A 13,667-nucleotide genomic window follows, 5' to 3' on the forward strand; every position below is an offset into this window, starting at 1 on the left:
GGGCGGGTGGTTCGCCGTCCCGAGTACCCGGCGGCCGTGGCGGAAACCGGGCGGACGCGGGGCCACGACGGAGGCCGGGCGCACGTTTGGGTGCCCTGACCAGGGGGACGCGGAAGGCTCCCGAGGTACGCGACAGCCCCGGAGGCGAACCGTGAGTCGACCCCGCATAGTGATCGTCGGTGCCGGCTTCGCCGGGTACCGGACGGCCCGAGACCTGTCCCGGGCGGCCCGCGGCAAGGCCGACATCACCCTGCTGAACCCCACCGACTACTTCCTGTATCTGCCCCTGCTGCCCCAGGTCGCCGCCGGGATCCTGGAGCCGCGCCGCGTCACCGTCTCCCTGTCGGACACCCTGCCGCAGGTGCGCCTGGTGCTCGGCGAGGCCGACGGCATCGACCTCGACGGGCGGACCGTGCACTACGGCGACCCCGAGGGCGGCGAGGGGACCCTGCCGTACGACCGGCTCGTACTGGCCGTCGGCAGTGTCAACAAGCTGCTTCCGATCCCCGGCGTCGCCGAGCACGCGCACGGCTTCCGCGGGCTGCCCGAGGCGCTGTACCTGCGCGACCACGTCACCCGGCAGATGGAACTCGCCGCCGCTGCCGACGACCCGAAGAGCTGCACCGCGCGCTGCACCTTCGTCGTGGTCGGTGCCGGCTACACCGGCACCGAGGTCGCCGCGCACGGGCAGCTGTACACCGACGCGCAGGTGCGCAAGCACCCGCTGCGGGAGGGTATGCGGCCCCGGTGGCTGCTCCTCGACGTCGCGCCGCGCGTCCTGCCCGAGCTGGACGAGCACCTGTCCCGCACCGCCGACCGCACACTGCGGGAACGGGGCGTGGAGGTGCGCATGGGGACCTCCGTGAAGGAGGCCACGACCGGTGGAGTGCTGCTGACGGACGGGGAGTTCGTGGAGACGCGGACGCTCGTGTGGTGCGTGGGCGTACGGCCCGATCCGCTCGTCGAGAGCACCGGGCAGCCCCTGGAGCGGGGGCGGATCGTCGTCGATCCCTACCTCCGCCTCCCGGGCCGCCCCGAGGTGTTCGCGTGCGGGGACGCTGCCGCCGTACCGGATCTGAACAACCCCGGGGAGTACACGCCGATGACCGCCCAGCACGCCTGGCGGCACGGCGGGACGGTGGCCCGTAACGTCGCCGCCTCGCTCGGCGTCGGGGAGAAGCGTCCCTACCGGCACAAGGACCTGGGGTTCGTGGTGGACCTCGGCGGTGCGAAGGCCGCCGCCAATCCGCTCGGCATCCCCCTGTCCGGCCCGGCCGCCGGCGCGATCACCCGCGGCTACCACCTCGCGGCGATGCCCGGCAACCGGGTCCGGGTCGCCGCGGACTGGCTGCTGGACTCCGTACTGCCGCGCCAGGCCGTCCAGTTGGGGCTCGTACGGTCCTGGTCGGTGCCGCTCGACACGGCGTCGCCGGAGCTGGCGCGGGTGCCGGGCGGGCCGGAGCGGAGCCAGAAGGCCGGTGCCCGGTCCGGGCCCGGAGCGGCGACGGCGGAGGCCACGGACCCGGGGGAGCCTGCCTTCGAGCCGGCGAAGAACCAGCCTGGCGGTGAACCGGCGAAGAACCAGCCCGGCGGCGAGCCGGCGAAGAACCAGCCTGGCGGTGAACCGGCGAAGAACCAGCCTGGCGGTGAACCGGCGAAGAACCAGCCTGGCGGTGAACCGGCGAAGAACCAGCCCGGCGGCGAGCCCGCGAAGAACCAGCCCGGCGGCGAGCCCGCGAAGAACCAACCCGGGCCCGAGCCCGCCGGTAACCGGCCCGGCCCGGCGCCTGCCGAGAACCGACCCGGTGGTGAACCCGCCGGGAACCACCCCGCCGGTGAGCCCCACAAGGCCCCCGGCCCCGTCCGGCGCACCGACGAAACCCCCGCCGAAGGAGAGACATGAACACCCGTGAACTCGTCGAACTGGCCCAGCAGTTGCGCGTCGACAGCGTACGCGCCTCGGCCGCCGCGGGCTCCGGGCACCCGACCTCGTCGATGTCCGCGGCAGACCTGATGGCCGTACTCGTCGCCAACCACTTCCGCTACGACTTCGACCGCCCCGCCCACCCGGGCAACGACCGTTTCGTCCTGTCCAAGGGCCACGCCTCGCCCCTGCTGTACGCCGCCTACAAGGCGGTCGGCGCCGTCGACGACGAGGAACTGCTGACCTTCCGCAAGCTCGGCAGCCGGCTCGAAGGGCATCCGACGCCCCGGCGGCTGCCGTGGGTCGAGACCGCCACCGGCTCGCTCGGGCAGGGACTGCCCGTCGGCGTCGGCATCGCGCTGTCCGGGAAGCGGCTGGACCGCACCGGATACCGCGTGTGGGTGCTGTGCGGCGACAGCGAGCTGGCCGAGGGCTCGGTATGGGAGGCCGCCGAGCACGCGGGACACGAGCACCTCGACAACCTCACCGCGATCGTCGACGTCAACCGGCTCGGCCAGCGCGGCCCGACCCGGCACGGCCACGACCTCGACGCCTATGCGCGCCGCTTCCAGGCCTTCGGCTGGCACACCGTCGAGGTGGACGGCCACGACGTCGACGCCGTCGACCGCGCGTACGGCGAGGCGATCTCCACCAAGGGCCAGCCCACCGCGATCCTCGCCCGCACCCTCAAGGGCAAGGGCGTCGAGTCCGTCCAGGACCGCGAGGGCCTGCACGGCAAGCCGCTGCCGGACGCCGACGAGGCGATCGCCGAACTCGGCGGCCCCCGGGACATCCGCGTCGAGGTGCACGAGCCGCCCGCCGCCCGCATGCTGCACGCCGTACGCGCCGGTCACCTGGAACTGCCCCGCTGGGACAAGGGCGGCTCCGCCGACGGCGACAAGGGGGTGGCCACCCGCAACGCCTTCGGGCAGGCCCTTGCGGCGCTCGGCACCGGGCGCGGTGACGTCGTCGCCCTCGACGGGGAGGTCGGCGACTCCACCCGCGCGGAGTTCTTCGCCAAGGAACACCCCGACCGCTACTTCGAGTGCTACATCGCCGAGCAGCAGATGGTCGCGACGGCCGTGGGGCTCGCGGCCCGCGGCTGGGTGCCGTACGCCTCCACCTTCGCGGCGTTCTTCACGCGCGCGTACGACTTCATCCGCATGGCGTCGATCAGCGGCTCCGGCATCAACCTCGTCGGCTCGCACGCGGGTGTCGCGATCGGCCAGGACGGGCCCAGCCAGATGGGGCTGGAGGACCTGGCGATGATGCGGGCGATCCACGGCTCGACCGTGCTGTACCCGTGCGACGCCAACCAGACCGCCCATCTGGTCGCCGAGATGGCCGGCCTGGAGGGCGTGCGCTATCTGCGTACCTCGCGCGGCGAGAGCCCGGTGATCTACGGGCCCGACGAGGAGTTCCCGATCGGCGGCAGCAAGGTGCTGCGCTCCTCCGGGCAGGACCGGATGACCATCGTCGCGGCGGGCGTCACGGTGCCGGAGGCACTGGCCGCCGCCGACGCGCTGGGCCGGGACGGCATCCCGGTCCGGGTGATCGACCTGTACTCGGTCAAGCCCGTCGACCGGCTCACGCTGCGGCAGGCCGCCGAGGACACCGGCTGCCTGGTGACCGTGGAGGACCACCACGAGGAGGGCGGCCTCGGAGACGCCGTGCTCGACGCCTTCCTCGACGGGCGGCCCGTACCCCGTCTGGTGCGCCTCGCCGTCCGTACGATGCCCGGCTCGGGGTCCCCCGACGAGCAACTGCACGCCGCGGGCATCGACGCCGAGTCGATCGCGGCGGCCGGGAAGCTGCTGGTGGAGGAGGCGGTCGTGCGGTGAGCGGCGACCGGCCACGCACAGTCCGGGCGGGTCGGCGCACCGTGGAGGTGCACCGCCCGGACAAGGTGCTCTTCCCCGGGGACGGCGACGCGAAGGAGTACACCAAGAGCGACCTGGTCGACTACTACCGGTCCGTCGCCCCCTTCATGCTGCCGCACCTGCGCGGCCGCCCGCTGATGCTGGAACGGCACCCGGACGGCATCGAAGGCCCCCGGTTCATGCAGAAGAACACCCCGGAGAACTACCCGGAGTGGATCACCAGGGTCGAGCTGCCCAAGGAGGGCGGCACCGTCTGCCACACCGTGTGCGACGACACCGCCACCCTGCTCCACCTCGCCGACCAGGCCGCCCTCACCCTGCACCGCTGGCTGTCGCGCGTCGGCCGGATCGACCGGCCCGACCGGATGGTCTTCGACCTCGACCCGTCCAAAGACACCGCGGACTTCGCGGCGGTGCGCGAGGCGGCCGTACTGCTCGGGGAACTGCTCGACGAGCTGAAACTGCCCTCGGCGCTGATGACCACCGGTTCGCGGGGACTGCACGTGGTCGTACCGGTCGCCGGCCATCACGACTTCGACGAGGTGCGCACCTTCGCCCGGGACGTCGCCGACACCCTCGTCGCAGGACACCCCGACCGGCTGACCACCGCCGCCCGCAAGAAGGAGCGCGGCGAGCGGCTCTACCTCGACGTGCAGCGCAACGCCTATGCGCAGACCGCGGTCGCGCCCTTCACCGTCCGTGCCAAGCCGGGCGCGCCCGTGGCCACGCCCCTCGCCTGGAGCCAGCTCGACGACCCGGGCCTCGACGCCCGCCGATGGACCATCGCCGATGCCGTCGACCAGGCCCGTACCGACCCGTGGGCCGGTGTGATGACCCGGGGCAGGTCGCTCGGCCCGGCCCGACGTCGGCTGAACGCATTGCGTGGCTGATTCACGTACTGCCTCTGAGCAGGCGTAACGCGCACACTCCCGGTCGCAGACCCACCTGAAGGTTTGGCCAACGGACGAGCGGCCACCCGGAGTCAGAGGTGGCCATGTCGAACACAAAGAACTCACCAGAGTCACAGACTTCACAGAAATCCCGTAAAGGCGAGGAAAAGGACACGGAGCGCAACGTGGCGGAGAACCGGCCGAGGCCCATGGACGTGCTGCGCAATGCGTGTGCCCAGCTCGGGGAGCTGACCGGCATGGCCGTCGAGAGTGCCTCCTCCTTCGAGCAGACGGAGGACGGCTGGTCCCTGGAGGTCGAGGTCCTGGAGCTCACGAGGGTGCCCGACACGATGAGCCTCCTGGCGAGCTATCGGGTCGATGTCGACTCCCAGGGACAGCTCACCGGCTACCGGCGCGTTCGCCGTTACGAACGCGGGCGGGCCGATCCGCACAGGCCGGGCGGCCGCTAGGCCCCCTGCCCGCAACCACACCCGTTTACCGGTCCACTTACCAGTCCACTTACCAGTCCACAGACAAGGAGGCGCGGTCGACATGACCGTTGTCCCGGCCCAGCAGAGCGGCGGCGGAGGCGGCAGCAGTGGTCTCTACGACGTTCTGGAGCTCGTCCTCGACAGGGGTCTCGTCATCGACGCGTTCGTACGGGTCTCCCTGGTCGGCATCGAGATCCTGAAGATCGACATACGTGTCGTCGTGGCCAGCGTCGACACGTACCTGCGCTTCGCCGAGGCGTGCAACCGCCTCGACCTGGAGGCCGGGCCGCGCAAGGCCCCCGGCCTGCCCGACCTGGTCGGCGAGATCACCGAGTCCGGCGCCCGCGGCAAGTCCAAGGGAGCGCTGTCCGGTGCCGCCGAGACCATCTCCGGCGCCTTCAAGCAGGCCCGTGAGGAGGGCCAGGGTCAGACCGAGTCCAGGCCGCGTGCCCGCAAGTCGACGGCATCGCGCAGGAAGGAGGAAGAGGAGTGAGCACGTACGTCTACGGAATCACGGCCGCGTCCCATCCTTCGCTGCCCGACGGCATGGGAGGCGTCGGCGACCCGCCGCGTCCCGTCCGCATCCTCAAGGAGGGTGAGCTGGCGGCGATCGTCAGCGAAGCTCCCGAAGGCCTGCGCCCCAAGCGCAGGGACCTGCTCGCCCACCAGAACGTCCTGAGCGAGTCCGGTGCGGCCGGCTGCGTCCTGCCCATGAGGTTCGGCAGTGTCGCCCCCGACGACGGCACCGTCACCGGGGTGCTCGCCGAGCGAGCCGACCACTACGGGGAACGCCTGCGCACCCTGGACGGCAAGGTCGAGTACAACGTCAAGGCCACTCACAACGAAGAGGCCGTACTGCACCGCGTGATGGCCGAGAATCCGGAGATCCGCGCCCTGACCGAGGCCAACCGGCAGTCGGGCGGCGGCAGTTACGACGAGCGGCTCCACCTCGGCGAGATGGTGGTGGCCGCGGTCAAGGCCCGCGAGGCCGAGGACGCGACCGACGTGCAGCACACCCTGGAACCGGCCGCCGAGGCGGTCAGCGTGGGGCCCGAGTCCAGCGGCTGGATCGCCAACATCTCGTTCCTGGTGGGCCGCGACGACGCGGCGTCCTTCCTGACCGCGGTGGACCAGGTCCGCCAGGGCCATCCGCACCTCGAACTGCGCGTCAACGGCCCCCTGCCGCCGTACAGCTTCGTCGAACCCGGTCCCGCCGAGCCCGCGGGCACCGCGTTCGCTGGCGACGCCGCGGAGGAGTGAGGACGACGTGGGACTCATAGGCGAAGTACTGCTGCTGCCGTTCGCACCCGTGCGCGGCAGCGGCTGGGTGATCAGACAGGTGCTGAACGAAGCGGAGCGCCTCTACTACGACCCGGCCACGGTCCGGGCCGAACTCGCCCAGCTCGAAGAGCGTCTTGAGGCGGGTGAAATCGAGGAGGAGGAGTTCGACCGCATCGAGGACGAGCTCCTCGACCGGCTGGAGATCGGCCTGCGCGGCGGCGCGGGGCCTGGCGACGGGACAGCGCTATGAATCGAGTGGGACTGGGCCTCGCGGTAGGGGCCGGCTACGTCCTCGGGCGTACGAAGAAGATGAAACTGGCGTTCGCGATCGGCACCCTCGTGGCCGGCAAGCGGATGCATCTGAACCCGCGGGCCCTCGCGGACCTGGCCTCCCAGCAACTGCGGAACAACCCGCAGTTCAAGGAGATCGGGGACCAGCTGCGCGAGGATCTGCGCGGTGTCGGCAAGGCGGCATCAGGCGCCATGGTGGAACGCCAGATCGACGCGGTCGCCGACCGCCTGCACGGCCGTACCGCCCAGGTCCGCGACCAGCTCGCGGGCGTGGTGCCGGACACCTCGGACCTCGGGCTCGCGGACGAGCCCGACGAGGACGAGGAACCCGAGGAGGAGTACGAGGAGCCGGAGGCCGAAGAGGCCGACGACGCCGAAGCGGCCGACGCCGAAGAGAGTGACGAGGCGGAAGAGGCCGAAGAGGCTGAGGACGCCGATGGCGCCGATGACGCCGAAGCGGCCGATGACGCCGACGCGGAGTCCGAGCCGCGTCGCAGGCCGGCGGCGAAGAAGGCCGCCAGGAAGGCGCCCGGCAAGAAGGCGCCCGCGAAGAAGGCTCCGGCGAAGAAGGCTGCCGCGAAGAAGACCGGGGCCAAGAAGACGGCCGCCAAGAAGACGACCGCGTCCAGGGGTGCCGCCCGCGGTGCCCGCGGCCCGCGTGCCGAAGGGAGGCGCTGAGCGATGACCGAAACTCTCGGAGCGGCGCGGGGCGTCACCGACAAGGCGAAGGATCAGGCCACGAAGAACCCGATCACCGACGTGGCCAAGAGCGAGGCCGCCGACCGGCTCAAGGCGGAGGTGCAGGAGTACCTCGCCGCCCAGGCCCAGCGCATGCTGGTCGGCGTCGGCCGCAAGCTCGGCGAGACCACGGGCAAGCTGAACGACATCGCCGAGGGCAACAGCCCGGGCTTCGCCAAGCTCGCCCTCGACGGCGGCCGCAAGCTCGCCGAGGGCAAGGGCCCGCTGCGGTCCGCGCTGGAGCTCGGCGCCACGCGCGCCAAGGACAGCGTGGTCAGCGCGTTCAAGAACCTCGGCGGCGGCAAGGGCAAGAAGAAGGGCGGAGGCGGCAACAAGCCGACCGTCATCATCGAGTACATCGACATCGGCGTCCCGCTGCGCACCGCCTACGACCAGTGGACCCAGTACCAGGACTTCAGCACCTTCGCGAAGGGCGTCAAGAGCGCGAACCGCGCCGACGACACCCATTCCGACTGGCAGCTGAAGGTCTTCTGGTCCAACCGCGGCTGGAAGGCCCACACCACCGAGCAGGTGCCCGACGACCGGATCTCCTGGAACTCGGAGGGCGCCAAGGGCACCACCAGGGGCGTCGTCTCCTTCCACCACCTCGCCGACAACCTCACCCGCGTCCTGCTGGTCATCGAGTACTACCCCCAGGGCTTGTTCGAAAAGACCGGCAACATCTGGCGCGCCCAGGGGCGCCGGGCCCGGCTCGACCTGAAGAACTTCGCCCGCCACATCACCCTCAAGGGCGAGGCGGAGGACGCCTGGCGCGGCGAGATCCGCGACGGCGAGGTCGTGCAGAGCCACGAGGACGCCGTGGCCGAGGAGGAGGAAGAGTCGGCCAAGGCGGAAGAGGAGGCCGAGGAGCCCGAGGAGGAGGGCGAGGAGGCGTACGAGGACGAGGAGGAAGGCCCGTACGCCGAGGAAGAGGCCGAAGAGTACGAGGACGAGGAGGAGCCGGAGGGGGATGAGGAGCCGGCGGCCGAGGCCGAGGAAGAGGACGAATACGAGTACGCGGACGGCGGGAGCCGACGATGACGACGCCGAGCCGGCTGCCCGACCCCTACGGCCAGGGCAGCGGCTCCAACCTCGCGGACATCCTTGAACGCGTCCTCGACAAGGGCATCGTCATCGCGGGTGACATCCGCATCAACCTGCTCGACATCGAACTCCTCACCATCAAGCTGCGCCTCATCGTCGCCTCCGTCGACAAGGCCAAGGAGATGGGCATCGACTGGTGGGAGGACGACCCGGCGTTGTCCTCCGGTGCCCGTCGCAAGGAACTCGCCCGGGAGAACGCCGAGTTGCGCGAACGTCTCGCCGAACTGGAGCCCGACCGTGCTCAGGAGGAGGCGCCGTGAGCGGACTGCGCTACGTCTACGCCATCTGCCGCCCCTTCGGCGCGCCCCTGCAGTCCCAGCTGACCGGCGTGGCCGGCGACCCGCCCAGACTGCTGAACCACCACGGCCTGGTCGCCGTCGTCAGCCATGTGCCGGAGCGGGACTTCGCCGAGAAGCCGCTCCACGCCCATCTGGAGGACCTGGACTGGCTCACCGCGACCGCCCGCGCCCACCAGGGCGTGATCGACGCCCTCACCGTGGTCACCACCCCGCTGCCGCTGCGGCTCGGCACCGTCTTCCGCGACGACAGCGGTCTGCGGACGATGATCGAGGAGCGGGAGGACGACTTCCGGCGCACCCTCGACCGGCTGGCGGGCCGCGTCGAATGGGGCGTCAAGGTGTACGCCGAGCCGGAGCCGCAGACGTCGGAAAGCGGTCGGCCGGCGGAGAAGGCAGCCTCGGGCCGGGACTATCTGCGTCAGCGACGCCAGAGCGTCCGGGCGCACGAGGACAGGTGGCAACAGGCGGAACAGTTCGCGAGCCGGCTGCACGAAACGCTTTCCGTCTATTCCGAGGATTCCCGGCTGCACGCCCCGCAGAACCCCGCCCTTTCCGGTGTCTCCGGACAGAACGTGCTCAATGCCGCCTATCTCGTTCCGCGCTCCGATTCCGAGGAATTCGTGGAGCTCGTGGACCGGACGAAGGGTGAGGTACCGGGAATGCGCGTGGAACTCACCGGTCCCTGGGCCGCCTATTCCTTTTCGGGGGAGCCCACGGGGGAGTCCACGGGGGAGGAGGACCGGTGACGGTGATCGAGCGCCGAGAGGTCGCGCTGGTGGACCTCCTCGACCGGCTGCTCGCCGGCGGGGTCGTCATCACCGGCGACATCACCCTGCGCATCGCGGACGTCGACCTGGTCCGGATCGACCTGAACGCGCTGATCAGTTCGGTGAACGAACAGGTGCCGTCACCTTGGGGGGAGCTGTCGTGACCGAGCGACACAACCGGACCGAGCGGCACAACCGGACCGAGCGGCACAACCGGACCGAGCGGCACAACCGGATGGACCTCGACCCCGACACCGTCGAGCGGGACCTGGTCAAACTCGTCCTGACCGTGGTGGAACTGCTGCGCCAGCTCATGGAACGCCAGGCGCTGCGCCGCTTCGACGAGGGTGGCCTGAGCGAGGAGCAGGAGGAGCGCATCGGGCTCACCCTGATGCTGCTCGACGACCGCATGACCGAACTGCGCGAGCGGTACGGGCTGCGGCCCGAGGACCTGAATCTGGACCTCGGGCCGCTCGGACCTCTGCTTCCCCGGGAATGAACCCCGGGAAGGAAACGACGGTAAGGAAACGAACGGGGGCCCCGGGTCAATTCCCGGGGCCCCCGTTTCAATTCACCACCTGTACCAGCGGCCCCTGCCTCCACCCGCGGTCGTACTCCGCATCAGGAAGCCCAGAAGCCATAGCACCAGAACAGCCAGCGCAATCCACCAGAGAATCTTCACTGCGAACCCGGCACCGAAAAGGATCAGTACCAGAAGCAGTACCAGCAGGATGGGAACCATAGTGTGAACCTCCTGCATTCCGGGTTTCCCGGAAACGGGGATTCAGGCTTCCTTTCGGCACAGAATCTCTCCGTGCAGCACGCTGAACCAGCCGTCTTCGCACTGCCCCCACTCCCGCCAGGCGGCGGACACCGCCCGCAGTTGCCCGTGGGTCGCGTGCCCGCCGTCCGTGGCCCGCTCGGCGTACGCCGAGGCCAGGGTGCGGTCCGCCCACAGGCCGCTCCACCACGCCCGTTCCTCCTGGGTGGCGAAGGTCCAGGTGCTGGAGGTCGCCGTGATGTCCGTCAGGCCCGCCCGCAGCGCCCAGGACTTCAGCCGGCGCCCGGCGTCCGGTTCGCCGCCGTTGGCGCGGGCCACCCGTTGGTAGAGGTCCGCCCAGTCGTCCATCCCCCGGGACGCGGGATGCCAGGTCATCGCCGCGTAGTCCGACTCCCGTACGGCGACGAACCCACCCGGGGCGGTGACCCGCCTCATCTCGCGCAGCGCCTGCACCGGATCGCCGACGTGCTGCAGCACCTGGTGGGCGTGGACCACGCAGAACGTGTCGTCGGGGAAGTCCAGGGCGTGCACGTCCGCGACCGCGAAGCCGACGTTGGCCAGACCCCGTTCGGCGGCGGTGGCCCGGGCCTGGTCCAGGATGCCCGGTGCGTGGTCGACGCCGGTGACGTGCCCGTCGGGGACCAGGGCGGCCAGGTCGGCGGTGATGGTGCCCGGCCCGCAGCCGACGTCCAGGATCTTCATGTGGGGCTTCAGTGAACCGAGCAGGTAGGCCGCCGAGTTGGCGGCGGTGCGCCAGGTGTGGGAACGCAGCACCGACTCGTGGTGCCCGTGCGTGTAGACGGCGGTCTCCTGTGACTTCGACATGGGTGTGCTCCCTGTTCGGCGTCTCCTCGGGTACGCCTCACCGTACGCGCGCATGTCGAATAATGAGACCCGCGTTTTGCCATCTGGACTGACGGGTGGTCAGTTACCGGGCAGTGGCTGGATTGACGGGTGGTCAGTTACCGGGCAGTGGCCGGTACACCGCGAGCGCCTCGGGCAGCTTCTCCAGCGTCACCTCGCCCTCCACCTCGGTGACTTCACCGTCGTAGGCGAGGAGCGTGCCGGAGGCGACACCGGACAGGTGCAGTCGGCCCACCTGGACCGCCGCGTGGGCGGGGGAGCGGGTCAGCGGCCCGGCGACGGCGGCCGCGAGCAGCCGCAGTGTGGGTCGCCGCCCGCCGTGCACGACCCGCACGTCGAGTTGCCCGTCCGCCAGGTCGCGGCGCCGGCCGGGTGTGAGGCCCATCCGGTGGTAGGTGCCGTTGCCGGCGAACAGCAGCCACAGCGGCCGTGCCTCACCACGGAACTCGGCCTCCAGCGGGTGCTGGTCGGTGCGCGACACGCGCAGCGCCGCGAGCACCCCGGCCGGCCAGCCGCCGATCCGGGACGACCAGCGTTCCCGTTCGCGCACCAGCTCCGGATACACGCCCAGGCTGCACGTGTTGAGGAAGATGCCCTCCCGTTCGCCGCCGCTGAAGCGGCCCACGTCGACCCGTACGCCCTCGCCCTCCTGGACGGCCCGGCTCAGATCGCGGATGCCCTCCACGCCCAGGTCGTAGGCGAAGTGGTTCAGAGTGCCGCCGGGCAGCACCGCGAGGGGCAGACCGTGGCGCAGGGCGATTGCGGCCGCGGCATTGACCGTGCCGTCGCCGCCGCACACGCCGAGCACCCGGGCGCGGGCCGCCGCCTTCTCCAACTCGGTGCGGACATCGGCCGGTTCGCACTCGACGACCTCGGCCGCGCTCAGACTGTCCCGCAGCGCGCGCACCCGGTCGGCGGTGCCCGAGGCGGTGTTGGCGACGACGACCAGGCCCGCGCCGTCCGGCAGCGCGGGAACGTCCGCGCGGGGCCGGGCCGGCACCGCCACCTGGGCGCGGGTCGGCACCAGGCCCCGTACGGCGAGCGCGGCGCCCGCGCCCAGCGTGGCGCCCGCCAGCACGTCGCTCGGGAAGTGGACGCCGGTGTAGACGCGGGACATGGCCACCGAGAAGGCGACCGGCGCCACGACCGCGCCCCAGGACGGCGACTCCAGGGCGACCCCGGCCGCGAACGCGGCCGCCGACGCCGAGTGGCCGGAGGGGAACGACGTGGTGATCGGCTGCCGCCTCAACTGGCGCCTCAGCGGCACCGGGTCCAGGACGGGGCGGGAGCGGCGCACCGAGCGCTTGCCGACGGTGTTGATGGTCAAGGAGGCCAGGCTGAGCGAGGCGAGGCCCCGCGCTGCCGCCCGGCGGGCTCGCGGGGTGCGGCTCGCGGCCATCGCGGCGGCTGTCGCGAACCACAACACTCCGTGGTTCGCGCTCCGGCTCAGTCGCGGCAGGATCGGTCCGGCGGCGGGCCAGTTGCGCTCGGCGGCGAACTCGAACAGCCGGCAGTCCAGGGCCAGCAGCCGGTCGCGCAGCACGTGGGGGCCGGGCTTCGGGACGGTGAGGTCGACGTCTGGGCTCATGCTGTCCCGGGTACCCTGAAGTGGCCGTTTCCTGTCCGGCGGGCGGCGCACCCGGAGGCCCCCACATGCGTCTGCTGCTCATCCGTCACGGCCAGACCCCCACCAACGTCCGGTTCCTGCTGGACACGGCAGTCCCCGGGCCCGGCCTCACCGAGCTCGGCGAACGCCAGGCCGCCGCCCTGCCGAAGGCCCTCGCGGACGAGGACATCGAGGCCCTGTACGCCTCCACCCTCGTCCGTACGCAGCTCACCGCCGCCCCGCTGGCCGCCGCCCGAGGCCTCGACGTGCGCGTCCGGGACGGCATCCGGGAGCTGTCCGCGGGGGACCTGGAGATGCTGCCGGGAGACTCGGAGCCAGGCCTGCGGTACATGGAGACGGTGTTCGCCTGGTCGGCCGGCGACACGGAGTTGCGTATGCCGGGCGGGGAGAGCGGTGCGCAGGCGCTGGCGCGCTACGACGCCGTGGTCGCGGAGGCCGCCGACAGCGGGGCCTCGGCCGTCGCCATGGTCAGCCACGGCGCGGCGATCCGGATGTGGACGGCGGCCCGCGCGGACAACGTCGACGTGTCCTTCGCCGCCGCCCGCCCGCTGGACAACACCGGGGTGGTGATCCTGGACGGATCGCCGTCGGACGGCTGGAAGGCCCTGTCGTGGGCGGGCGCGGTGGTCGCCCCCGCGGGCGAGGGCGGCCCCACGGGCCGGCCCGTCGACCCGGAGTGAACGTATAACGGTTTGCCCGGGCTCCCCGGCGGCCCGCACAATGCGGCCTC

General features: G+C 71.5%; 17 protein-coding genes. 14 read left to right on the plus strand and 3 right to left on the minus strand.

Annotated features, from left to right (window positions below; translation table 11 throughout):
• Window positions 1-151 precede the first annotated feature (151 nt).
• From ADK57_RS00230 to ADK57_RS00290, 13 genes are all read left to right on the plus strand, one after another.
• Window positions 152-1,903 carry an NAD(P)/FAD-dependent oxidoreductase gene (locus ADK57_RS00230; RefSeq protein WP_053747222.1) on the plus strand — a complete coding sequence of 584 codons (1,752 nt, stop codon included), beginning with the start codon at window positions 152-154 and terminating at the stop codon, window positions 1,901-1,903.
• Complete coding sequence (locus ADK57_RS00235) at window positions 1,900-3,765, plus strand: transketolase (RefSeq protein ID WP_053747223.1); 1,866 nt, start codon at window positions 1,900-1,902, stop codon at window positions 3,763-3,765. Before ADK57_RS00230 ends, ADK57_RS00235 begins: the two co-directional genes overlap by 4 nt.
• On the plus strand, window positions 3,762-4,694 hold the full coding sequence (gene ligD, locus ADK57_RS00240) for a non-homologous end-joining DNA ligase (protein WP_053747224.1): 933 nt from the start codon (window positions 3,762-3,764) through the stop codon (window positions 4,692-4,694). Before ADK57_RS00235 ends, ligD begins: the two co-directional genes overlap by 4 nt.
• A gap of 104 nt (window positions 4,695-4,798) precedes the next feature.
• Entirely contained in the window at window positions 4,799-5,164 is a 366-nt protein-coding gene (locus ADK57_RS00245) for a gas vesicle protein (RefSeq protein ID WP_078972874.1), read from the plus strand.
• Between the two features lie 82 nt (window positions 5,165-5,246).
• Window positions 5,247-5,678 carry a gas vesicle structural protein GvpA gene (locus ADK57_RS00250; RefSeq protein WP_053747226.1) on the plus strand — a complete coding sequence of 144 codons (432 nt, stop codon included), beginning with the start codon at window positions 5,247-5,249 and terminating at the stop codon, window positions 5,676-5,678.
• On the plus strand, window positions 5,675-6,445 hold the full coding sequence (locus ADK57_RS00255; protein ID WP_053747227.1) for a GvpL/GvpF family gas vesicle protein: 771 nt from the start codon (window positions 5,675-5,677) through the stop codon (window positions 6,443-6,445). The genes ADK57_RS00250 and ADK57_RS00255 overlap by 4 nt, the downstream gene beginning before the upstream one ends.
• A gap of 7 nt (window positions 6,446-6,452) precedes the next feature.
• The gene (locus tag ADK57_RS00260; protein ID WP_053747228.1) at window positions 6,453-6,716 is read left to right on the plus strand and encodes a gas vesicle protein GvpG; all 264 of its coding nucleotides are present in this window, start codon (window positions 6,453-6,455) and stop codon (window positions 6,714-6,716) included.
• On the plus strand, window positions 6,713-7,435 hold the full coding sequence (locus tag ADK57_RS49695) for a hypothetical protein (RefSeq protein WP_053747229.1): 723 nt from the start codon (window positions 6,713-6,715) through the stop codon (window positions 7,433-7,435). The genes ADK57_RS00260 and ADK57_RS49695 overlap by 4 nt, the downstream gene beginning before the upstream one ends.
• Before the next feature lie 3 nt (window positions 7,436-7,438).
• Entirely contained in the window at window positions 7,439-8,536 is a 1,098-nt protein-coding gene (locus tag ADK57_RS00270) for an SRPBCC family protein (protein ID WP_053747230.1), read from the plus strand.
• Window positions 8,533-8,859 (plus strand): gas vesicle protein, encoded by a 327-nt coding sequence (locus tag ADK57_RS00275; RefSeq protein ID WP_053747231.1) that lies wholly within the window; start codon window positions 8,533-8,535, stop codon window positions 8,857-8,859. The genes ADK57_RS00270 and ADK57_RS00275 overlap by 4 nt, the downstream gene beginning before the upstream one ends.
• The gene (locus ADK57_RS00280) at window positions 8,856-9,644 is read left to right on the plus strand and encodes a GvpL/GvpF family gas vesicle protein (RefSeq protein WP_053747232.1); all 789 of its coding nucleotides are present in this window, start codon (window positions 8,856-8,858) and stop codon (window positions 9,642-9,644) included. The genes ADK57_RS00275 and ADK57_RS00280 overlap by 4 nt, the downstream gene beginning before the upstream one ends.
• Window positions 9,641-9,829 carry a gas vesicle protein gene (locus ADK57_RS00285; RefSeq protein ID WP_053747233.1) on the plus strand — a complete coding sequence of 63 codons (189 nt, stop codon included), beginning with the start codon at window positions 9,641-9,643 and terminating at the stop codon, window positions 9,827-9,829. Before ADK57_RS00280 ends, ADK57_RS00285 begins: the two co-directional genes overlap by 4 nt.
• Before the next feature lie 71 nt (window positions 9,830-9,900).
• The gene (locus tag ADK57_RS00290; RefSeq protein WP_053747435.1) at window positions 9,901-10,164 is read left to right on the plus strand and encodes a gas vesicle protein K; all 264 of its coding nucleotides are present in this window, start codon (window positions 9,901-9,903) and stop codon (window positions 10,162-10,164) included.
• Window positions 10,165-10,236: 72 nt separating this feature from the next.
• Here the strand turns inward: ADK57_RS00290 and ADK57_RS00295 are convergent, their stop codons facing one another.
• The 3 genes from ADK57_RS00295 to ADK57_RS00305 form a co-directional block, all read right to left on the minus strand.
• Complete coding sequence (locus ADK57_RS00295; protein ID WP_053747436.1) at window positions 10,237-10,407, minus strand: hypothetical protein; 171 nt, start codon at window positions 10,405-10,407, stop codon at window positions 10,237-10,239.
• A 42-nt stretch (window positions 10,408-10,449) separates the two neighbouring features.
• Window positions 10,450-11,271 carry a class I SAM-dependent methyltransferase gene (locus tag ADK57_RS00300; RefSeq protein ID WP_053747234.1) on the minus strand — a complete coding sequence of 274 codons (822 nt, stop codon included), beginning with the start codon at window positions 11,269-11,271 and terminating at the stop codon, window positions 10,450-10,452.
• Window positions 11,272-11,404: 133 nt separating this feature from the next.
• The gene (locus ADK57_RS00305) at window positions 11,405-12,898 is read right to left on the minus strand and encodes a bifunctional phosphatase PAP2/diacylglycerol kinase family protein (RefSeq protein WP_053747235.1); all 1,494 of its coding nucleotides are present in this window, start codon (window positions 12,896-12,898) and stop codon (window positions 11,405-11,407) included.
• A 65-nt stretch (window positions 12,899-12,963) separates the two neighbouring features.
• Between ADK57_RS00305 and ADK57_RS00310 the strand changes: the two genes are divergently transcribed.
• On the plus strand, window positions 12,964-13,617 hold the full coding sequence (locus ADK57_RS00310; RefSeq protein ID WP_053747236.1) for a histidine phosphatase family protein: 654 nt from the start codon (window positions 12,964-12,966) through the stop codon (window positions 13,615-13,617).
• The last annotated feature ends 50 nt before the right edge of the window (window positions 13,618-13,667 follow it).

It is taken from the genome of Streptomyces sp. MMG1533 (assembly GCF_001279775.1).
Lineage (GTDB): Bacteria > Actinomycetota > Actinomycetes > Streptomycetales > Streptomycetaceae > Streptomyces.